The organism is Sphingobium sp. FW305-3-2-15-F-TSA7, from assembly GCF_058787155.1.
Window position 1 is genome coordinate 1 of the sequence record NZ_JBYSZM010000029.1, and the last position, 20,594, is coordinate 20,594.

17 protein-coding genes are annotated in these 20,594 nt (G+C 64.0%); 8 read left to right on the forward strand and 9 right to left on the reverse strand.

All coding sequences use genetic code 11. From position 1 onward, the window contains the following. Nucleotides 1–4: 4 nt before the first annotated feature. The 6 genes from cyoB to AC3WN8_RS20960 are packed head-to-tail and all read left to right on the forward strand — an operon-like array spanning nucleotide 5 to nucleotide 5,550. A complete protein-coding gene (cyoB, locus tag AC3WN8_RS20935; RefSeq protein ID WP_492671497.1) occupies nucleotides 5–1,981 on the forward strand; it encodes a cytochrome o ubiquinol oxidase subunit I in 1,977 nt (658 codons plus the stop codon). A 4-nt stretch (nucleotides 1,982–1,985) separates the two neighbouring features. Then, a complete protein-coding gene (gene cyoC / locus AC3WN8_RS20940; protein WP_492671420.1) occupies nucleotides 1,986–2,615 on the forward strand; it encodes a cytochrome o ubiquinol oxidase subunit III in 630 nt (209 codons plus the stop codon). Next, nucleotides 2,612–2,965 (forward strand): cytochrome o ubiquinol oxidase subunit IV, encoded by a 354-nt coding sequence (gene cyoD, locus AC3WN8_RS20945; protein WP_492671421.1) that lies wholly within the window; start codon nucleotides 2,612–2,614, stop codon nucleotides 2,963–2,965. The genes cyoC and cyoD overlap by 4 nt, the downstream gene beginning before the upstream one ends. After that, complete coding sequence (locus AC3WN8_RS20950) at nucleotides 2,962–3,705, forward strand: SURF1 family protein (protein WP_492671422.1); 744 nt, start codon at nucleotides 2,962–2,964, stop codon at nucleotides 3,703–3,705. Before cyoD ends, AC3WN8_RS20950 begins: the two co-directional genes overlap by 4 nt. Continuing rightward, nucleotides 3,702–5,003, forward strand: coding sequence for an ATP-binding protein (locus AC3WN8_RS20955; RefSeq protein WP_492671423.1), 1,302 nt, complete (start codon nucleotides 3,702–3,704; stop codon nucleotides 5,001–5,003). Before AC3WN8_RS20950 ends, AC3WN8_RS20955 begins: the two co-directional genes overlap by 4 nt. 13 nt (nucleotides 5,004–5,016) lie before the next feature. Beyond that, nucleotides 5,017–5,550, forward strand: a complete 534-nt coding sequence (locus tag AC3WN8_RS20960) for a response regulator transcription factor (RefSeq protein ID WP_492671424.1) — start codon at nucleotides 5,017–5,019, stop codon at nucleotides 5,548–5,550. Nucleotides 5,551–5,607: 57 nt separating this feature from the next. On the opposite strand, the gene fusA is transcribed toward AC3WN8_RS20960, so the two are convergent. The 5 genes from fusA to AC3WN8_RS20985 all read right to left on the reverse strand — a co-directional run bounded on the left by fusA (nucleotide 5,608) and on the right by AC3WN8_RS20985 (nucleotide 11,172). Further along, nucleotides 5,608–7,656 carry an elongation factor G gene (gene fusA / locus AC3WN8_RS20965; RefSeq protein WP_492671425.1) on the reverse strand — a complete coding sequence of 683 codons (2,049 nt, stop codon included), beginning with the start codon at nucleotides 7,654–7,656 and terminating at the stop codon, nucleotides 5,608–5,610. Nucleotides 7,657–8,000: 344 nt separating this feature from the next. Continuing rightward, nucleotides 8,001–8,261, reverse strand: coding sequence for a hypothetical protein (locus AC3WN8_RS20970; protein WP_492671426.1), 261 nt, complete (start codon nucleotides 8,259–8,261; stop codon nucleotides 8,001–8,003). Nucleotides 8,262–8,268: 7 nt separating this feature from the next. Continuing rightward, nucleotides 8,269–9,384 (reverse strand): DNA alkylation repair protein, encoded by a 1,116-nt coding sequence (locus tag AC3WN8_RS20975; RefSeq protein WP_492671427.1) that lies wholly within the window; start codon nucleotides 9,382–9,384, stop codon nucleotides 8,269–8,271. Nucleotides 9,385–9,437: 53 nt separating this feature from the next. Beyond that, nucleotides 9,438–10,322, reverse strand: coding sequence for a PhzF family phenazine biosynthesis protein (locus AC3WN8_RS20980; protein ID WP_492671428.1), 885 nt, complete (start codon nucleotides 10,320–10,322; stop codon nucleotides 9,438–9,440). Between the two features lie 31 nt (nucleotides 10,323–10,353). Continuing rightward, the gene (locus AC3WN8_RS20985; protein WP_492671429.1) at nucleotides 10,354–11,172 is read right to left on the reverse strand and encodes a dienelactone hydrolase family protein; all 819 of its coding nucleotides are present in this window, start codon (nucleotides 11,170–11,172) and stop codon (nucleotides 10,354–10,356) included. A gap of 90 nt (nucleotides 11,173–11,262) precedes the next feature. Here AC3WN8_RS20985 and AC3WN8_RS20990 point away from each other — a divergent pair, with 90 nt between their 5' ends. Both AC3WN8_RS20990 and AC3WN8_RS20995 read left to right on the forward strand, forming a co-directional pair. Next, nucleotides 11,263–12,234, forward strand: coding sequence for a GlxA family transcriptional regulator (locus tag AC3WN8_RS20990; RefSeq protein ID WP_492671430.1), 972 nt, complete (start codon nucleotides 11,263–11,265; stop codon nucleotides 12,232–12,234). Next, nucleotides 12,231–13,085: an NAD(P)-dependent oxidoreductase gene (locus tag AC3WN8_RS20995; protein ID WP_492671431.1), complete on the forward strand. Its 855-nt coding sequence runs from the start codon at nucleotides 12,231–12,233 to the stop codon at nucleotides 13,083–13,085. Before AC3WN8_RS20990 ends, AC3WN8_RS20995 begins: the two co-directional genes overlap by 4 nt. 28 nt (nucleotides 13,086–13,113) lie before the next feature. On the opposite strand, the gene AC3WN8_RS21000 is transcribed toward AC3WN8_RS20995, so the two are convergent. The 4 genes from AC3WN8_RS21000 to AC3WN8_RS21015 all read right to left on the reverse strand — a co-directional run bounded on the left by AC3WN8_RS21000 (nucleotide 13,114) and on the right by AC3WN8_RS21015 (nucleotide 20,503). Continuing rightward, nucleotides 13,114–14,898 carry a CocE/NonD family hydrolase gene (locus AC3WN8_RS21000; protein WP_492671432.1) on the reverse strand — a complete coding sequence of 595 codons (1,785 nt, stop codon included), beginning with the start codon at nucleotides 14,896–14,898 and terminating at the stop codon, nucleotides 13,114–13,116. Nucleotides 14,899–14,992: 94 nt separating this feature from the next. Beyond that, nucleotides 14,993–16,930 carry a CocE/NonD family hydrolase gene (locus AC3WN8_RS21005; protein WP_492671433.1) on the reverse strand — a complete coding sequence of 646 codons (1,938 nt, stop codon included), beginning with the start codon at nucleotides 16,928–16,930 and terminating at the stop codon, nucleotides 14,993–14,995. A gap of 273 nt (nucleotides 16,931–17,203) precedes the next feature. Continuing rightward, nucleotides 17,204–18,199, reverse strand: coding sequence for an alpha/beta hydrolase (locus AC3WN8_RS21010; RefSeq protein WP_492671434.1), 996 nt, complete (start codon nucleotides 18,197–18,199; stop codon nucleotides 17,204–17,206). A gap of 87 nt (nucleotides 18,200–18,286) precedes the next feature. Next, nucleotides 18,287–20,503 (reverse strand): TonB-dependent siderophore receptor, encoded by a 2,217-nt coding sequence (locus tag AC3WN8_RS21015; RefSeq protein WP_492671435.1) that lies wholly within the window; start codon nucleotides 20,501–20,503, stop codon nucleotides 18,287–18,289. Nucleotides 20,504–20,594: the final 91 nt, after the last annotated feature.

Consider the following 20,594-nt stretch of genomic DNA (forward strand, 5'->3'; position numbering starts at 1 on the left):
CCCCATCTGGGGCCGCCTGTCGCTCGACGCGATACCGCTGCACGAACCGATCCTGATCGCCACCTTCGGCGCGGTCGTGCTCGGCGGCCTCGTGGTGCTCGCGCTGATCACGAAATACCGCCTCTGGGGCTGGCTGTGGCGCGAATGGTTCACCACGGTCGATCACAAGAAGATCGGGATCATGTACATGATCCTGGGCCTGATCATGTTCCTGCGCGGCTTTGCCGACGCGATCATGATGCGGCTGCAGCAGGCGATGGCGTTCGGCGGATCCGAGGGTTATCTGAACGCGCATCATTACGACCAGATCTTCACCGCGCACGGCGTGATCATGATCTTCTTCGTGGCGATGCCCTTCATCACCGGGCTGATGAACTATATCGTCCCACTGCAGATCGGTGCGCGCGACGTCTCATTCCCGTTCCTCAACAATTTCAGCTTCTGGATGACGACGGCGGGCGCGGTGCTCACCATGGTCTCGCTGTTCGTCGGCGAATTCGCGCAGACCGGCTGGCTCGCCTATCCGCCGCTGTCCGGCATCGCCTACAGCCCCAATGTCGGCGTCGATTATTATATCTGGGCGCTGCAGATCGCGGGCGTGGGTACGACATTATCGGGCATCAACCTGATCGTGACGATCCTGAAGCTGCGCGCGCCGGGCATGGGGCTGATGAAGATGCCCGTCTTCACCTGGACGAGCCTGTGCGCCAACATCCTGATCGTCGCGTCCTTCCCGGTGCTGACCGCCGTGCTCGCGCTGCTCGGGCTCGATCGTTATGCCGGCACCAATTTCTTCACCAACGACTTCGGCGGCTCGCCGATGATGTATGTGAACCTGATCTGGATCTGGGGCCATCCGGAGGTCTACATCCTGATCCTGCCGCTGTTCGGCGTCTTTTCCGAAGTCACCTCGACCTTCTCGGGCAAGCGTCTCTTCGGCTACACATCGATGGTCTATGCGACGGTGTGCATCACCATCCTGAGCTATCTCGTCTGGCTGCACCACTTCTTCACCATGGGATCGGGCGCCAGCGTCAACAGCTTCTTCGGCATCACCACCATGGTGATCTCGATCCCGACCGGGGCCAAGCTCTTCAACTGGCTCTTCACCATGTATCGCGGGCGGATCCGCTTCGACCTGCCGATGATGTGGACGGTCGCCTTCATGCTCACCTTCGTGGTGGGCGGGATGACCGGCGTGCTGCTCGCGGTGCCGCCAGCGGACTTCGTGCTGCACAACTCGCTGTTCCTGATCGCGCATTTCCACAATGTGATCATCGGCGGCGTGCTGTTCGGCCTGTTCGCGGCGATCAACTATTGGTGGCCCAAGGCCTTCGGTTTCAAGCTCGACGTCTTCTGGGGCAAAATCAGCTTCTGGTGCTGGGTCGTCGGCTTCTGGCTCGCCTTCATGCCGCTCTACATCCTGGGGCTGATGGGCGTCACCCGGCGGATGCGTGTGTTCGACGATCCCAGTCTGCAGATCTGGTTCGTCATCGCCGGGATCGGCGCCGCGATCATCGCGGTCGGCATCCTCGCCATGCTGATCCAGTTCGCCGTGAGCATCTGGCGGCGCGATCAGCTTCGCGACACCACCGGCGATCCGTGGAGCGGCCGCACGCTCGAATGGGCGACCAGTTCGCCGCCGCCCGATTACAACTTCGCCTTCACGCCGGTGATCCACGATCTCGATGCGTGGCACGACATGAAGCGCCGGGGCGCCGAACGTCCGCTCGCCGGATTCCGCGATATCCATATGCCCAGCAACACCGGCGCCGGTATCATCCTGGCGGGCATCAGCACCGTGCTCGGCTTCGCGCTGATCTGGCATATCTGGTGGCTGGTCGGGCTGAGCCTGATCTCGCTGATCGGCGGCGCGATTTTCCACAGCTTCAACTACAAGCGCGACTTCCACATCCCCGCCGCGACCGTGGCGACGGCGGAGGACGCGCGCACCCGCCAGCTTGCAGCGGCCGGAGCCTGATCCGATGAACACAGCCACCCTCGCCCGCGACGACGCGCCGGTCCGCTTCTACGACCTGGACGAGCATCCGCATCCCGAAGGCCACAGCACCATGCTGGGCTTCTGGATCTATCTGATGAGCGATTGCCTCATCTTCGCGATCCTCTTCGCCTGCTACGCCGTGCTCGGCGGCAATTTCGCCGCGGGTCCGGGCCCAAGGGATTTGTTCGACCTCGATCTGATCGCGCTCAACACCGCGATGCTGCTCTTCTCGTCGATGACCTATGGCTTCGCGATGCTGTCGATGCAGCGGAACAGGCTGCGCCAGACCCAGATCTGGCTGGGCGTGACCGGGCTGTTCGGCTTCGCCTTCCTCTCGATCGAACTCTACGAATTCCAGCACCTGATCCATATCGGCGCGACGCCGCAGCGCAGCGCCTTCCTCTCGGCATTCTTCACGCTGGTCGGCACGCACGGCCTGCACGTCACCTTCGGCATCGTCTGGCTGACGACCTTGATCGTCCAGCTCAACCGGCACGGCCTGATCGCGGCCAATCGCCGCCGCGTCGCGTGCCTCAGCATGTTCTGGCACTTTCTCGACGTCGTCTGGATCGGCGTCTTCACCCTGGTCTATCTGATGGGAATGCTGCGATGAGCCACGATCATCCCGCCGCGGAGATCCCGCACGCATCGATGCGCGACTATGCGATCGGCTTCGTCCTGTCGGTGATCCTCACCGCCATCCCCTTCTGGCTGGTGATGGCGAAGCCCTTCGCCGCCGGCATCACCGTGGCGATCATCATGGCTTTCGCGGTCACGCAGATCGTCGTGCACATGGTCTATTTCCTGCACATGACGCCCAAGGCAGAGGGCGGCTGGTCGATGACCGCGCTGGTCTTCACCATCATCGTCGTCCTGATCATGCTGGCCGGGTCGCTGTGGGTGATGCACCATCTGAACACCAACATGATGCCGATGCCGCACGACGTAAGACAGATACCGTGACCGGCCGGGCACGCAGGCGCTCGACACGCGCCCGTGCCATATTCGCGGGCGCGGCGCTGCTATGCGCCGCCATCTTCGTCGCGCTGGGCATCTGGCAGGTCGAGCGGCGCGCCTGGAAACATGCGCTGGTGGCCGCGGTCGAAAGCCGCGCCCATGCCGCGCCCGTCGCAGCGCCCGGCCCGGCCGCCTGGCCCGGCATATCGGCGGATAGCGACATTTATCGCCGGGTGCGCGTGACCGGCCGTTTCCGCCACGATCGCGAAACTCTGGTGCAGGCGGTCACCGATCTGGGCGGCGGTTACTGGGTGCTGACGCCGCTGGAAACGCCCGGCTTCACCCTGCTCGTCAATCGCGGCTTCGTGCCGCCCGACCGCCGCGATCCCGCCACGCGCGCGGCAGGCAATCCGGCGGGCCTGGTCACCGTCTCGGGCCTGCTGCGCATCTCCGAGCCGGGCGGCGGTTTCCTGCGGACCAACGATCCCGACAATCGTCGCTGGTATTCGCGCGACGTCACCGCCATCGCCTCCGCTCAGGGGCTTGGACAAACGGCGCCCTATTTCGTCGATGCCGATAGCGCGGCCAATAAAGGCGGCTATCCGGTCGGCGGGATGACCGTGCTGCGCTTTCCCGACAATCATCTGCAATATGCGCTGACCTGGTTCGCGCTCGCGCTCCTCTCGCTCGCCGCCGCATGCTATGTGCTGCGTTCACCCGCCCCGCACAGGCCATTGCCCGCGTGACAGAGACGACGATAAACGCCCCACCAGAGGCCGATGCCGGTCGCCGCAACATGCGATTGCTGGTCCAGCTGCGCTGGCTCGCGGTCGGCGGACAGCTCGTCACCATCGCGGTCGTGCACGCGCTGATGGGCATCAGGCTGCCGCTGGCGCCGCTGTTCCTGGCCATCGCCATGCTCGTCGCGATCAATCTCGCAAGCATGCCCTTGCTCCGCCGGCGCAAGGCCGTGACCAATGCCGAACTGACCTCGGCCTTGCTGTTCGATGTCGCGGTGCTTGCCTGGCAGCTGCATTTCTCGGGTGGCCTCGCCAATCCCTTCGCCTCGCTGTTCCTGCTCCATGTCGTGCTCGGCGCGATCCTGCTGACGCCCCGCGCCGCCTGGGCGATCGTCGCCGCCAGCATGGTCGCGCTGGTCGCGATTTCGCTGCATCCGACCCCGCTTGCCCTGCATCCGCCCTATGGCGACGATCCGCTCGCGCTTTATCTCAAGGGCAGCCTGGTCTGCTTCGTGCTGATCGCGGTGCTGCTGGTCGCGTTCGTGACGCGGATCGGCCGCAACCTGCGCGATCGCGACGCCGCGCTGGCCGCGATCCGGCAACGCGCCGCCGAGGAGGATCATATCGTGCGCATGGGCCTGCTCGCCTCCGGCGCGGCGCACGAACTGGGCACGCCCCTGTCGTCGCTGTCGGTGCTGATCGGCGATTGGCGCCGGCTGCCGCGCCTGGCCGGCGACCAGGAGCTTCAGGACGATATCGAGGACATGGATGCCGCCATCCAGCGCTGCAAGGCGATCGTCAGCGGCATCCTGATGTCGGCCGGCGAGGCGCGCGGCGTCGCGCCCAAAGTCACATCGATGCGCGGATTCCTCGACGATATCGTCACCGAATGGCGCGCCAGCCGCCTGCCCGGCATTCTCGATTATGACGACCGTTTCGGCGAGGACGTCACCATCGTTTCCGATCCGGCGCTGCGTCAGGTGATCGGCAACGTCATCGACAATGCGGCGGAAGCCTCGCCCACCTGGATCGGCGTGACCGCCCGGCGCGAACAGGATTCGCTGATCCTCGAGATCGCCGATCGTGGCCCCGGCTTTCCCGCCGAGATGATCGAACGCTTCGGCCAGCCCTATCGCTCGACCAAGGGCCGCACCGGTGGCGGGCTCGGCCTGTTCCTGCTGGTCAACGTGTTGCGCAAGATGGGCGGCACGGCATCGGTCGAGAATCCGCCCGGCGGCGGCGCCTGCGTCAGGATTCTCCTGCCGCTCGCAGCACTCGCCTATGAACGAAAGGCCCTGTCATGAGTGAGGCCGGATCATGAGCGAAGAACGCCTGCTCGTCATCGTTGAGGACGACGAGCCCTTTGCGCGCACATTGCGACGCTCCTTCGAACGGCGCGGCTATACGGTGTTCTCCGCCGCGAACCATGACGGCCTGGTCGCGCTGCTGGCAGACCATCGCCCCGGCTTCGCGGTGGTCGACCTCAAGCTTGGCGGCGCATCGGGCCTTGCCTGCGTGCAGACGCTGCGCGCGGGCGATCCCGACATGAAGATCGTCGTCCTCACCGGCTTCGCCAGCATCGCGACGGCGGTCGAGGCGATCAAGCTGGGCGCATCCCACTATCTCGCCAAACCCTCCAACACCGACGACATCGAAGCCGCCTTCGCCCGCGACGACGGCGACCCCGACGCGCCGGTCGACGGCCGGCAATCGTCGATCAAGACGGTGGAATGGGAGCATATCCACCAGACCCTGGTCGAAACCGACTTCAACATCTCCGAAGCCGCGCGGCGGCTGGGGATGCATCGCCGGACGCTGGCGCGGAAGCTGGAGAAACGCCAGCTGAGATAGGCGGGTGCAGGAAATCCGCGAGTGGGACGCGCAGCTTTCGCCACGCGTCCCACCTGTTCAATCGACGACTTCGAGCGCGAGCCGTTCCGGCATCGGCGCATAACGCTCGAAAGTCATCGTGAAGCTCGCCCGGCCCTGCGACAGCGACCGGAGCGTCCCCACATAGTTGAACATCTCGCCGAGCGGCACATCGGCGATCACGTCGTGCATCCGGCCGGCCAGGTCCGTCGACCTGAGCTGACCACGCCGGCTTTGCAGATCGCCGATGACGCTGCCCAGATAGTCTCCGGGCGTCGCCACCACGACACGCATCACCGGCTCCAGCAATACCGGATCGGTCTGCGGAAAACCGATCCGGAACGCATCGCGTGCCGCAGTCTCGAAGGCGAGCGCCGACGAGTCCTTCTCGTGAAAGGCCCCATCGAGCAGGATCGCCTTCATGCCGAGCACCGGATATCCACCCGGCCCACCGTCCGCGAGCGCGTGTTCGAGCGCCTTTTGGATCGCCGGAACATAGTCCTTCGGAACTGTTCCTCCGACGGTCCGGTTCTCGAACACGAGGCCGGCCTCGTCCGCCGCAAGCGGCTCGAAGGCCAATCGCACCCTTGCCATCTGACCCTGGCCACCATTCTGCTTGCGCAGCAGATGATCGACCTCCGCCCGACGCGTCGGTGCGGCGCGATAGGCGACTTGCGGCGCTCCGATCATGGCCTCCACGCCGAAATCCTCCTTCAGCGTCTCGACCACGATGTTGAGATGCAATTCGCCCATGCCGCGCAGCAGCGTCTGCCCGGTGTCACGATCGACCGAGATACGAAGCGAAGGATCGCCGCGTTCCATCATCGCCAGTGCCGGGCCGAGCCGGTTGCGGTCTTCCGTCGTTTGCGGTTCGATCACCGCCTCGATCACCGGATCGGGGATGACGAAGCCGTCGAGAACGATGGGATGCGCAGGATCAGACAAGGTATCGCCCGCACGCACCGCCTTGAGGCCGACCGCTGCGATGACCTCGCCAGGTCCCGCCTCGGCGATCTCCTCCTGCGCATCGACATGCATCCGCAACAGCCGGCCGATCCGTTCGACCCGGCCGGTCGATGCATTGAGCATCGTCATGCCCGGAGCCAACCGTCCCGAATAGACGCGCAGAAAGGCGAGCGCCCCGAACCGGCTCGGCTGCACCTTCGAGATCAGAGCGACCGCCGGCGCATCCGCACATATGGCACGGCTTTGCGCCATGCCATCGCGGGGGTCGATGCCCGTGACAGGCGGTCGATCTCCCGGACCCGGCGCATAGTCGACGATCGCATCCAGAAGCGGCTGAACGCCGATGTTGCGATAGGCTGAACCGCACAGCACGGGGGCACACTTGCCCGCAACGCATGTGCGACGGATGCCTGCGCGTATCGCCTGAGGCGTCAGCGCAAGCGGATCGTCGAGCCACGTCGTCAACACGACCTCGTCGTGATCGGCAAGCGTCTCGATCAGCCGCAGACGTGCCGCCTCCACCGCATCGCGCATCGCCTGCGCGATGGCCATTCGGTGAGGGACACCATCCTGCCCAGGCCAGCAAAACGCTTCCATGGCAACGAGGTCGACAACACCGGTGAAACCACCCTCTCCGCCGATCGGTAGCTGCAACGGCAGCGGCACTGCACCCAGCCGGTCGGCAATCATCGCGACGGCACGGTCGAAATCTGCACCGACCTGATCCATCTTGTTGATGAAGCAGAGTCGCGGCACGCCAAACCGGTCGGCCTGGCGCCAGACAGTCTCCGACTGCGCTTCGACGCCGGTGACCGCTGAGAACACCGCCACCGCACCATCAAGCACACGCAACGACCGTTCGACCTCGATGGTGAAGTCGACATGGCCGGGCGTATCGATGATCGTGATCGCCCCATCGCGCCAGACGCAGGATGTCGCGGCGGCGGAGATGGTTATCCCGTGCCGCTTCTCCAGCATATGGCTGTCGGTGGTCGCCGTGCCGCTATGCACGTCGCCGACCTTGTGGATGCGGCCGGTGTCGAACAATATGCGTTCGGTCAATGTGGTTTTGCCGGCATCGACATGCGCCATGATGCCGATATTGCGAAGTCTGTTGGTCATGATCTTGTTCTCGAATTAGCGTGGGTACGACCATGGCTGTCGAATAGGCACGCGCCTTCGGCCCGCATTCGATAGTCGAATGCAGGACAAGAGCAGGCATGCGCAGGATCAGCGCGGGCCTTGCGTCGTTTTCGTAAAGCTCATGGAATGAAAATTCCGGTGATCGTCACCGGATGATCAAGAGGGAGGCGCACCCACGCGCCTCTACGGACGCGTCAGCGAGACTCCCGGTGCTGGCTATCGTCTGTCATCGTCCACCTCTATTGCCACCGCATTTGCGGGCCGAGGGCCAATATTTGGATGTTCGTGATTTGTCAATTCAAGGGCATGCCGTTCACGCGCGATCACCCCGCCGTCCTGACCAGTTCGACGATGTCGAAATCATGGCGTTTCCAGCCGCGATCGCCGACCGCTTCTTCGGCCGCGCGGCGCTTCTTCTTCGCGTCGGCCAACGATTTGGTGTGACCCCAGAAGACTTCGGTCTTTCCGTTCTCCAGATAGGCGACGATCCGCCAATAATGGGTGAATTCGGTGGCGGTGGGGCCGATCGTCTTGACATAGCCGTCGGGCAAGGTGGCCGTCAGATAATATTTCTTCTTCGCCATTCGCGCCTCAGCCCGCGATATCGCCCAGCAGGGCGAAGGCCGCCCGCGCGACCGTCTGGCCATTGACGATCAGTTCCACCTCATGGCTGCCCGGATGATGACGGCGGGTGCTGAAATCCTTGATCTGCTGGCGGATGCCGAGCGTGATGGCGTCACGCGCGGCGAGTTCGAAGGTCCTGAGCTTGAACACCTTGGCCGCGCTCTTGCCGCCCGCCCGGGCGTAATGAATGCGGTAATCGACCACCAGCCGCTGATCCTCGTCGCTCGCCGAGCGCAGATCGGCGGCGATCGCGATCGTGTCGCCGAGGCGGACGGTGTGCGGTGTGACCATGAAGCTTCGCACATCGATCGCGGCGCCATGCCCGACCCCGATCAGTGCCAGCGCGCGCGGCTCGCCCTGCTTGATCAGCGTGCGCAGCGCATGCCGGATGATCCAGACGGTGCGCGCATCGTCTTTCGACCAGTTTTCGAGCCGGTCGAGCAGCCAGTCGGGCCGGTCCTTGGCGATGTCGTTGAGGTGATTGGCAACCGATTTGCGGACATAGATGCTGGGATCGGCCTTCAGCGCTTCGAGGATCGGCGCCGCCAGCGTGGGATCGGCCTTGATCGCGGGCACACGCGCCGCCCAGGGCAGCCGCGGACGGCTGCCCTCGCTCGCGAGGCGGCGGACATGCTCATTCTCGTCGCCGCTCCACCGCATCATGACCGACAGCGTGCGTTCGGCATGCTGCGCCAGGAACGGCCGGATCGCGAATTCGGCGGTGCCGAAGCGCGTGAGATCGGCAAGCGCCTCCAGCGACCGGTCGAAATCATGAAGGCCATGGCGTGCGACGAACTCGGTGATCGCGACCGCCTGGAACCCATGGGTCAGATCGGGCGCCATGGCGCGAAGGATCGCAAGTGCGTCCGCATAATCGTCGGGCAGCGCACCCTTCAGCGCATCGGCGATATGGCGGACCCGCTCCATGATCGAGAGCGCCTCGAGCCCGTTCGACGCCGCGGCGAGGAATGCGCGATGGTCGAAGCGCGACGATGCGCGCGAACCGGCATCGGCGATGGTCTCCAGCGCCTGTGGCCCGAGAATATCCTTGAGAAGCGCGGGCTCTGTCGTCTCGCTGGTCATCGCCTTGCGCCGTTCCTCACCGATATCCCCGCACACACGAACGCGCGGGACGATCAGAGTGCAATAGTGCCACTGAACATGCCGACACAATGGCCACCGACGCTGGCGCGCGCGCCGTCGCCGGCCCGCCAGGCGCGAAGCGACAAGCGGCTTTCGCGCCCCATCTCCACCCCTTGCACCGCTTCATAGGCCAGGCTGTCCGCGCCGGAGAGCGACAGGCGGAGCGCCGCCAGCGCCGCGTTCGCACTGCCGGTTGCCGGATCTTCCCAGGTTCCGGCGAGCGGCGCGAACATCCGCGCGCGAATGCCCGGCCCGTCCTGCGTATAGAGGAAGATCGACAGGCGGCCGCCCAGATCCGGCCGCGCGGCGGCAAGCCGGCGATAGGCGTGCAGATCGGGCGTGGCGACCGCAAGCGCGCCGCTCTCGACCGCAACCAGCACGAAATCCACGCCGACGCTCGCGCGTATCGGCGGATGCTCGGTCAGGACAAGCTGCCCGATATCGAGCGACAGGCAATCTGCGATACCCTGGATGGGCAATTCGCCGAGACGGCTGAGCGGTTGCGGGGCGTCGATCTCCGCGCCGACGACAAGGCCCGCCGCCTCCTTCAGCCGGACCTCGACAAGCCCCGCGACTTCCTCGAAGCGCAGCATGGTTCCTTGCGTTCGCCCAAGACTGGCCAGCGCGAAAGCCGTGCCGACATTGGGGTGTCCGGCAAACGGCATCTCCGCGGTCCGGTTGAAGATCCGGACCTGGGCGGTGTTGGAAGGATCCCGGGGCGGCAGGACGAAGGTCGTCTCGCTATAGTTCAGCTCGGCGGCCAGCGCCTGCATGGTCGCGGTGTCGAGCCCCGATGCATCGGGAAAGACCGCCAGCGGATTGCCGCCGAACCGGCTGGTCGTGAACACGTCGACGGTGAGATAGTCGTAACTGGCCATATCGAACCCTATTCATTGCTGGCTGCGCAGATCAGTCAGCCTTCAATCGCATGCGCAGGAAACGGATGATCTCGTCCCGCGCCGCGACCGTCGGCTGATCAGCCTCATCGATCAAGTGCGCCGTCACCACGCTGTGCGGCGTCGGGACGTGCCGGGCGAAGAAGGATGGAACGTCGGGGTTCGCCGCATCGTCGGGCAGCACATGGGCGACGAAGCGATCGCCCAATGCCTCGGCATAGGCGGCGAAGCGCTCGGCACGGCAGAACGCGTCCCCGGCGAAACGATACGCCAACACGCTCAGATCCTCGCGTTCGAGCCGCACCCGTATCGCCCCGATCTCGTCGGGCGAGATCTCGAGACCGGCGGGATTGTCGAGCGGCAATGACGGCTGGCAGAGGATCGGCGCGCGCACCGATGAATCCAACATCATCGTCAGCGCGAAATTGCCGGTGAAGCACATGCCGATCGCACCGACGCCGGGGCCTCCGCATTCGCCATGGGCAAGTTCGGCCAGCCCCATCAGCCAGCGCGTGACCGGGCTCGATGCACCGCCGCCCAGCGCACGGAACTCGGCGCTGATACAGGCGCGCCGGAACACCTCCGCCCCCGCCTCCGCATCGGCGACGGCACCATCGCAACCGAACAGCGACGGGAGATGGACGGTAAACCCGGCATCGCGCACCCAGCGCGCGAAACGGGCAATATGCGGGCTGATCCCCGGCATTTCCGCCATGACGATCACGGCGGGTCCGTTTCCGGCGACGAATACCGGCCGCATCACCCCCTCGATCGTCGTCATACATCGCGTGAAATCCGCCAGCGCATCGTCGCTGTTCAATGATTGCTCCATCGTCGAACCATTCCTTTCCGCGACCCAACTTGCGTTGCGGACGGGTTTTCCGATAGTGTCCGATTCGACATTATTCACGGATATTTCGCCATGTTCATCGTCGAGCTTCTGGTGCTCAGGGGGGCGATGGCATCGTGCGTTTCGATCAGCTTCGACGTGCTGGAGACAGCGAACCGCCTGCTGGCGGCGCAAGGGCGGTCGCCGGCATTTCGCATTGTGCTGGCGGGTTCCGGCGCGACGGACTGGCGCCGGCTCGCGCCGGCTGCGCAATCGGTATCGGACGGACACCCCGATATCGTCGTCGTTCCGGGGCTCGGCCTGACCAGCGAAGCCGCCATCGACGATGGGCTGTGCACAAAAGGCGCGCTTCAGGCCCAGCGACGTCTGGTCGAACATGCGGCGGCGGGGGCGGAAATCGCCGCGGCCTGTTCGGCGACCTTCCTCGTCGCATCGACGGGCCTGCTCGATGGTCGGCGGGCGACCACGACCTGGTGGCTCGCACCGCTTTTCCGCCGCATGTTCCCAAACGTCCGGATCGATCAGGACGCGGTGCTGGTCAGCGACGGCCCGTACACCACCGCCGGGGCGGCGATGGCGCAGCTCGATCTGATGCTCTCGATCGTGGCGCGCTTCGCCGGATCGGCGCTCGCCGATCTCTGCGCGCGATATCTGCTGCTCGACGGCCGCCGATCGCAGCTTCCCTATTCGACGATCTCGCTGCTGGCGGCAGCCGACGAACGCGTTGCCCGCGCCGAGGGCTGGGCGCGCGACCGGCTGGAGGACGGCGTCGATGTCGAACAGCTCGCCGCCGCCGCCGGCCTTACTTCCCGCACATTCGCCCGGCGTGTCGAGCGCGTCACCGGCTTGTCCCCGGTTCGTTTCCTGCAGCGCCTGCGGATCGAGCGCGCGACCGAGCTGGCGGCGTCGACGCGACTGTCGTTCGACGAGATCGCGCGGCGCGTCGGCTATGCCGAGCCCTCGACGCTGCGGCGGCTGATGCGGCGCGAAGGCCGCATGCAGAAAGTGGCGCGCCCCGCGCGATATGAAGGAGCATCGAAATGAGGACGGCATTTCTCGGGCTGGGGCGCATGGGCGAGCCGATGGCGACCAATCTCGCACGCGCCGGGATCGGACTGACGGTGTGGAACCGCTCTCCGGAGGCGGCGCTACGCCTGGAAGCGGAGGGTGCGCGGGTCGCGGCGAGTGCGCGCGATGCGCTGCGGGCGGAACCCGTCGCGATCCTGATGCTCGCCAATGCGCAGGCCATCGATGCGGTGCTGGAGCGGGGAGGCGGTGCCTTCGCCGCCAATGTCGCGGGCCGCATCATCGTCCATATGGGCACGACCGCGCCCGAATATTCGCAAGCATTGGAAGCCGACATCAAGGCCGCGGGCGGACGCTATGTCGAATGCCCGGTGTCGGGATCGCGCCGCCCCGCCGAGCAGGCCGCGCTGGTGGCGATGATCGCGGGGGATGCCGATGCGGCCGTGCAGGTGGAAGCGCTGGTCAAGCCGATGTGCGCCGCGACCTTCCAGTGCGGCGCCGTCCCCAATGCGCTTGTCACCAAGCTCGCCGTCAACGTCTTCCTGATCACGATGGTGACCGGGCTTGCCGAGGCCGCCAGCTTCGCGCGGAAACAGGGGGTCGATCCGAACCTGTTCCGGACGATCCTCGACGCAGGCCCGATGGCGAGCGCGGTCTCGCGCGTAAAGCTGGACAAGTTTGTTGCGGGCGATTTCTCGCCCCAGGCCTCGATCGCGGACGTGCTCATGAACAGCCGCCTCATCACGGCGGCGGCGCGCGAAGCGGAGATCGCGGCGCCGCTCATGCAGGTCTGCGAAACGCTGCTCGAACGGACATGCGCGCTCGGGTTCGAGCAGATCGATATGATCGGCGTCGTCGAGGCGTTCTGACCGCAAACGGCCCCCACGCGGCCCGATATTATTCGGGCTGCGCGATCGGCAGGTAGAGCGCGCTCGGATGCGCCTTGTCGTGCAGCAGCTTCACCGTGACCGTGCGCGCATCCTTCATCGTCTCGTCGGAAACCACGCCGCCCGAATTATAATTCTTCTGCGTGTAGATCGAATTCATCGGGCCGATGACGAGCCGCAACCGGCTGCCCCTGGCGATCTGCCGCGAGACGAAAGTGAAGCTGTTGAAATCGTAGCGGAGCGCATCCTTGGTCGCGATCAGCTTCGATGCGCGCAGCCCTTCGCGATACCGGGCGCGGATCACGTCGTTGGTCAAAAGGATGCTCTCGCCCTTGCCGTTGATCTCATAGACCGAGGCCTGGAAATCGGTGTCGGGCTGGTCGATCGCGATCCAGGCGGCGAGCCGGAAGAAACCCGACAATTCGGTGGGTTTGTCGAACACCGGCGTATGATAGACGAGCTGTTTGCCATCGCCCGCCAGCACGAGTTGCTGATCGGTCAGCAGCGATGGATCGACGCTCGCCTCGAGCGCCGCGGTCGACACATCGCGCGGATCATAGACATAGCTGTCGGGTGCGCCCTTGCCCGCCGCAACCGGCGAAAGCGCGCCCGAGGCCATGACCCGCGTCGCATTGGCGGTCGAATCGAGATAATAAGCGCGCTGCTCGGCGGTGACCGCTTCGAGCGAATCCGCGTAGCGCCATTTCTCGGCACCCATCACATAGTAAGCGACGGGTTTCTTGAGGAAAGTGGGCCTGGCGCCGCCCGCCATCGTCCAGCCATACCAGTCGAGATGGAGCTTCGGCAGGTCGAGCAGGCTGTCCGGACCGAACTTCAAGCCGCCCACCTCGGCCTGGGGCGTGCGTGTGCCGGCATGATCCCAGGGACCGATGATGAGAAAATGCTTCGCGCGCTGCGCGGCCGCGGCGAGGCGCATATGCGTCTTGTAGAAAGCGAGCGCACCGGGCTGGTCGCCGTCATAGCTGCCGGTGATCGTCAGGATCGGCATGTCGAGCGCGCGGAATTGTTCGGGCGTCGGTGCATAGCTGTCATACCAGGCATCGACTTCGGGATGCGCGATCCATTCGCGAAGGATCTTCTGCTCGCCACCGAAAATCTGCGGCAGCGTGCTGAACGCTTCGCCCTTTTCGAAGCGCTCGCGCCACAATGACGACCAAAAGAACGGATCGCCGAAGATATTGGCCTGCGAGGTCTTGCCCGAGGTGAAGGTGAGCCACTGCATCAGATAGGGCGCGGCCATGTTGTTGCGCGTCGGGAAGTCATAACCGGGATAGGGCGAGGCCACGGGAACGATCGTCGCCAGATGCGGCGGCGCTTCCTTGGCGGTCGCCCATTGATTGTAGCCGGCATAGGAACCGCCCCACATCGAGACCTTGCCGTTGCACCAGCTTTGTTTCGCCATCCATTCGACGACGTCATGGCCGTCCTTCGCCTCCTGGATGAGCGGACGGAATTCGCCGCCGGAATTGCCGCGCCCGCGCACGTCGACGGTCAGGAACGGCAGGCCGTGCGCCGCAAAATAGACGCCGCGATCATGATAGCTCTGGCCGATATAGGGAGTGAGCGTCACGATGCAGGGCGCGGGCGCCGCCTGCCCCTTGGGCAGGTAGATTGTCGCGTTGAGTTCGACGCCGTCGCGCAAGGGGATCTTGACGCCCCATTGCATCTCGATCTTCGCGGCATCGGGAACCGGGGGCGCCGACTGTGCCTGTGCCATGGCCGGCAGCGATACCGCCAGCGCGAGAGCCGTCCCCAGCAGCCGCAATGTCCTCACCATAACTCCCCTCGATCCGGCCTTCCGGCCTCATTGTTCTTGCCACGATATTGCCCCGCGCCGGCACATGGCACCGGCGCGGGGCCTGCGACCCTCACGGGATCACAGGCAATTCGACGCGGCTCGGATATTTAGCCGAGCTGTAGATGCGCTGCGTCGCCTTCACATAGTCCGACTTCTTCGCGGTGAAGATGTTGGGCACGAAGGTCTGCGGATTGCGGTCATAGAGCGGGAACCAGCTCGACTGGATCTGCACCATGATACGATGGCCCTTCAGGAATTTATGGCTCACCTGGGGCAGCTTGATCTCATATTCGACCACCTTGTTGGCGGGGATCGCGGTCGGCTTCGACGGATCGTCGCGATAGCGACCACGCAGGATGTCCATCGAGATCGCCAGCTCGTAACCGCCCATTTCGGGTGCTGCGGGATACTCCGCCGGATAGACGTCGATCAGCTTGACCACCCAGTCGCTGTCGGTGCCGCTGGTCGAGGCGAAGAATTTGGCGATCGGCTGACCGGCCAGACGGACATCGTCGCCCAGCACATCGGTGACGAAAGTGACGACGTCGGGCCGCGCCTCGGCGAAACGCTGATCGTCGACCAGCCATTGCCCCCAGCTCGTCTGCGGATTGTAGGTCGAAAGGATCGGCCGCTGGCGATAGGTGACCGGCCGCGCGGGATCGGACACATATTCGGCGAAACCGCCCGTCCCCGCCCCCGTCCCCGTCGGCGCGTTCCAGCCCAGCCCGCCATCCGCCGAGAGATAGATCGACCTGGATTGCGACGGACAGCCGCTGGCGCACGACAATGGCCAGCGATCATAGCGGTGCCAGACATTGGCGCCGGTTTCGAACGCCGTCACCGGCGCGAGCTTCGCATTCTTTCCGCCGTCCTTCAGATGTTCGTCGAAGAAGGGGATGAGCACATTCGCGCGATACCAGGCCGAACTGTTGCCGTTGAAATCGATCGCACCCAGCTTCGATCCGTCGAGGTTCATGTTCTGACCGTGGCGCCATGGGCCGATGATCATGAAATTCTCGTCATTGCCCTTGTCCTTGGGCTCCATCGCTTCGTAGACGGCGGGCGCGCCGTAGATATCCTCCTGATCCCACAGACTGTGGACGTGGAGCGTCGGCACCTTGAGCGGCTCCTTCGCCAGGATCAGGTCGAGCGCCTGCCCCTTCCAATAATCGTCATAGGCGGGATGGGCGACGGCCTTTTGGAAAACGGGCAGTTTGTCGACGCCGATCAGCTTCGCCATGTCGCTGACCGAACCCGCCTTGAGCCAGGTTTCATAGGTGTCCTGCCCGTCGATCTGGAGCCCGTAGCGCGACGATTTGTCGGCACTCATCCGGTAGACCCAGTCGAGGAAGCTCTGGCGATAGGCGCCATTGTGGAACCAGTCGTCGCCCTTCCAGCCATCGACCAGCGGGTTGATCGGCACAGCCGCCTTCAATGCCGGGTGCGGATTGACCAGGCTCATCAAGGTGGTGAAACCGCCATAGCTGACGCCGACCGTGCCGACCTTGCCGTTGCTTTCCGACACATTCTTCACCAGCCAGTCGATGCTGTCCCAGGTGTCGGTGGAATGATCGTTCTTGGTGTCGTTGAGCGGGCCGATCAGCGGCTTGGCGATGATATAGTCGCCTTCCGACCTGTAACGGCCGCGCACGTCCTGGACGACGATGATGTAACCCGCCGCGGCAAGCTCGGCATAAGCCGTCGGCAGCGCCATCGCATAGCGGTTGGACGCGGCGCCGGTGATCGCCTTGTCCGCCGAATAGGGGGTGCGCGAGAAGATGATCGGCGCGTTCTTCACGCCCTTGGGAATGACGATATTGGTATGCAGCTTGATGCCGTCGCGCATCGGGATCTCGACCTCGCGGATCGTGAAATCCTTGAGATCGTCCGACGGCTTGAAGCCGGGCGGGATATCGCTGGTGAATTGCGTCTGGGCCATGGCGGGCGCGGAGACCGCCAATGCGAATGCGGACGTGAGCAGAGCCGTGACGAAGCGGCGAACGATCATGGTTGATTCCCCCGGGGATGGCGACGCGTCAGCTTACGACGAATTCTCCAATCAGCAAATCACCTCGCCATTTATGGATGTTTTTCGCCATATCATCCCAAATGGACATGATCAGGATCGTAACGAGCGCCAAGCCGCAGCGTCAGGCCGTCAGCGCGGCCAGACCCGCTCCTGTCACTCCTTTTCTGGAGCACCGGACGATTGGATCGGATCGTTCAGTGCTCCAGATTTCATTGTCGTCGAGGAGACGTCGAACCCATCATGGGCAAGCGATCATGCCTCCAGCATGTCCTTCAGCCAGCGCGACGCCTCGTCAAAGGCACGATCGGCGATGCGGGCGACGGAGACGGCTTCGAGGAAGCTGTGCGTCGCGCCGGGATAGACGACCGATTGCGCCCGGTTGCCGGCGCTGCGCAGCCGGTCGACCATGACAAGCGATTCGTCGTACATCACGTCGCATTCCGGTATCGCGTGGAATGACGGCGGCAGGCCCTGGACGTCACCGCGGATCGGGCAGGCGAGCGGATTGAGCGCATCGCCGGGATCGGCGAGATAGTTCGACCAGAACGCCTCCATCTCCCCGGAATCCCACATATAACCGCCATTGCCATAGCGGTCGTATGACGGCGTATCGCATGCGGCATCATAAGCGCCGTAATTGAGCAGCATCGCCGAAACGGCATCGCCGAGACCGGCGTCGCGGAGCATCATGCAGACGGCAAGCGTCATCGCCGCGCCAGCGGAATCCCCGCCGATCGCGATGCGGTCGGCATCGATGCCATAGGCGGCGCCATTCGCGCGCAGCCAGTGCACCACCGCGAGCGTTTCATCGATGGCGCGCGGGAAACGCACTTCGGGGGACAGCGAATAATCGACCGCCACCACGGTGATGCCGGCGCGGCCGGCATATTCGCGCATCAGCCGATCATGCGTATCGATGCTGAAAATCGTCCAGCCGCCGCCATGGAGATAGACGAGCGCGGGCTGGGCGGTCGCCCCTTCGGGCTGCAATATCCTTATCCGCACGCTGGCTTCGTCCACCGGCACCTGAATTTCGGTGGTGCGCGCCATGCGCGGCCCGCCCTCGGTCCAGACGCTGCGGACCTGCTCCGCAATCTGGCGCGCCTCCGGAATTCCGACCGCGGACAACGAGGGATGCTGCCGCCAGCGCTCCGACATTCTGCGAACAAACTCGCGGATTTCCGGATCGAGACCGTCGTCCAGGTTCGCTTCGGCCGAAACACTGGCCGGCAAGAGAGAGATGCTCATTGAAAACTCCAGAAGAAATGGAGGCGATAGCCGAAACACCCGCCAGAACGGACGATCGCCGCGCGCCTCCAAACACAGATCTAAACTTTAGTATTTTCCGCGCAGAGTGAACATGAAGTTCCGCGGATCTCCGTAAAAATGATTGCATTCCGTACCGCTTCCGACAGATCCGACATAATATTTCTTGTCGAATATGTTATTCAGATTGACGCCTGCCGTCCAATTGTCGGTTACGCGATACGTAACCCTTACGTCCGCAACGATATATCCTTTCTTTTTGAGGAATACCGACCATTGATCGTCAAGAGGCCGGCGAAGTTTGCTTTGTGCAATAACGCCAAGCCCAACCGACATGCGCCCGTCATCGAACGGCAGGCGGTACAAGGTCCAGAGCTTGGCGAGATGTTTCGGCGTAAAGGTTGCGAAGGGCTTGCCCTGATCGACATCCGCTTTCACATATTTCGTTGTATTATATGTATAGCCGAAGTTCATGCTCCAATCGTGCGTGATCTGGCCGTTGAGCTGAAGTTCGATACCGTCGCTGCGCGTTTCGCCGCCGGCCAGGGACGGCGTGACACCACCCTGGTTCGGTGGGCCGGAGGTGTCCGCAATCGCGCGATTGACCTCCTGCAAGCGGAAGAAGGCAAGCGAGGTCGTCAGCCTGCCACCATAAAATGCACCCTTGATCCCGATTTCGTAATTGGTTGCCTTCATCGGGCCGAGCAAATCGCCCGCGCGGTCCCTGGCGGTCTGTGGCGTCTGGTAATCGGTGAAGCTGGCATAGGCCGACCATGATTTGGAGAAGTCCCAGACCAGCCCGACCAGCGGCGTGAACAGCGAGTCCAGCTTGAGCTTGTCGCCCCAATCATATGCGTTGGTTCCCCAGATATATCCGCGGGAATCGGTTTCCCACCAGCTGACACGGCCGCCCAGCATGACGGTCAGGGTGTCGAGCGGCTTGAGGGCGACCTGCCCGAATATACCGGTCTGGGTCGTGGAGGCTGGCGAGTAATATTCGGGCGTCCCCCAATCGGGCCGGGGCACGCTGGTGGGATCGAAGTCGAAGATGTTGATCCGATTATCGTCCGGCACCGGATAGGCCCAGGTCGAGAAGGATCGCGTCGCCTGGTGATTGACGCCCAGCAACACCCGATGCTCGCGTCCCCAGAAGCGCAGCGGCCCGCTGATCGCCAGATCATAGGCCTGCTGCTTCAGGCGGAACCGGGCCTGTTCGAAGAACAATCCCATCCAGTCTTCCGCACCGGTCTGGGTCGCCCGATCGATGCCGCCCCAATAGTAAGCGTAATTGTTCGAACTCTTCGTATCCAGATAGTTGAACATCCCCTTGACGCTCCAGTCGGAACCGAGCTCCTGGGTCAATTCGACAAAGGCGTTCTTCGTATTGTAGCGAAACCGGCTCCATGCCGGGCTCAACATGGTCGAGCGGGGCAAGCCGATCGAACCGCCATCGGTGTAGAAAGGCACGCCGGGCGTGTTCGGATGCGCATCCGTATTCTGCCAATGCGACGCGACACGCAGCGTCGTCGTGTCGGTCAGATCGGCTTCCAGAGTGCCGAACAGCAGCACTTCCTTGAAATCGGCATAGGGATAGAAATACTGCTTGGTGTCGTAGGACGCGACGACACGGCCGCGCACCCGGCCATCCTTGTCGATCGGCCCGGTGACGTCGGCGTCGATATGATAGCGATCCCAGTTGCCGGCAGCCACGCCGCCGTTGAACTGGAACGAGTCGAGCGCACGCTTGCGGCGCAGGTTGATCGAACCGAAACCGTTGACGCCGTTGAGCAAGCCGTTCGAGCCGAGCAGGACCTCGACCGCTTCGTACATGGCCATGTTCGGGCTGGCGATCTGTTCGGCAGCGGTTTCGGTCGTCATGCCGTCATATTGCGTCGACTGGATCACATGGCCGCGCGCATAATAGGTGTTCTCGATGCTGCTGTCCGCGCCCAGGACCACGCCCGGCGTCTGCAGCAGCACGTCGTCCAGGCTGCGCAGATTCTGGTCCTCGATGCGCCCGGCATCCATGACGACCACCGACATCGGCGTTTCGCGGATCGAAAGCGGCGCCCGGCCGATCGTCAGGTCGCGCGCCGCGGCATTGCCGATGACCACGATCGCGTCCTGGATTTCCTTGGAATCCTTGTCTTCATCGGCGGCGGCCTGGGCTGCGGCCGGCGCGACGTGGAGCAGCGCGAGCGCTAGCGGCACCTGGGCGGCCATCGACAGATATGTCCGCCTGAACGCGCCTCGACAGGCACTGCGGCTTGATGGATGGATGGACATGACTTCTCCCCGTTTTTTGAGTTTGGTTGTTCCCACGCCCTCCCAAGGCGCGATGATCACACGGCGAGCGGAACCGACGCGCAAAGGCGCG

Excerpts from the sequence above, each read along its gene's own strand:
- cyoC (WP_492671420.1), top strand. The coding sequence starts at position 1,986 with ATGAACACAGCCACCCTCGCCCGCGACGACGCGCCGGTCCGCTTCTAC.
- cyoD (WP_492671421.1), top strand. The coding sequence starts at position 2,612 with ATGAGCCACGATCATCCCGCCGCGGAGATCCCGCACGCATCGATGCGC.
- AC3WN8_RS20960 (WP_492671424.1), top strand. The coding sequence starts at position 5,017 with ATGAGCGAAGAACGCCTGCTCGTCATCGTTGAGGACGACGAGCCCTTT.
- fusA (WP_492671425.1), bottom strand. The coding sequence starts at position 7,656 with ATGACCAACAGACTTCGCAATATCGGCATCATGGCGCATGTCGATGCC.
- AC3WN8_RS20970 (WP_492671426.1), bottom strand. The coding sequence starts at position 8,261 with ATGGCGAAGAAGAAATATTATCTGACGGCCACCTTGCCCGACGGCTAT.
- AC3WN8_RS20975 (WP_492671427.1), bottom strand. The coding sequence starts at position 9,384 with ATGACCAGCGAGACGACAGAGCCCGCGCTTCTCAAGGATATTCTCGGG.
- AC3WN8_RS20980 (WP_492671428.1), bottom strand. The coding sequence starts at position 10,322 with ATGGCCAGTTACGACTATCTCACCGTCGACGTGTTCACGACCAGCCGG.
- AC3WN8_RS20985 (WP_492671429.1), bottom strand. The coding sequence starts at position 11,172 with ATGGAGCAATCATTGAACAGCGACGATGCGCTGGCGGATTTCACGCGA.
- AC3WN8_RS20990 (WP_492671430.1), top strand. The coding sequence starts at position 11,263 with ATGTTCATCGTCGAGCTTCTGGTGCTCAGGGGGGCGATGGCATCGTGC.
- AC3WN8_RS20995 (WP_492671431.1), top strand. The coding sequence starts at position 12,231 with ATGAGGACGGCATTTCTCGGGCTGGGGCGCATGGGCGAGCCGATGGCG.
- AC3WN8_RS21005 (WP_492671433.1), bottom strand. The coding sequence starts at position 16,930 with ATGATCGTTCGCCGCTTCGTCACGGCTCTGCTCACGTCCGCATTCGCA.
- AC3WN8_RS21010 (WP_492671434.1), bottom strand. The coding sequence starts at position 18,199 with ATGAGCATCTCTCTCTTGCCGGCCAGTGTTTCGGCCGAAGCGAACCTG.
- AC3WN8_RS21015 (WP_492671435.1), bottom strand. The coding sequence starts at position 20,503 with ATGTCCATCCATCCATCAAGCCGCAGTGCCTGTCGAGGCGCGTTCAGG.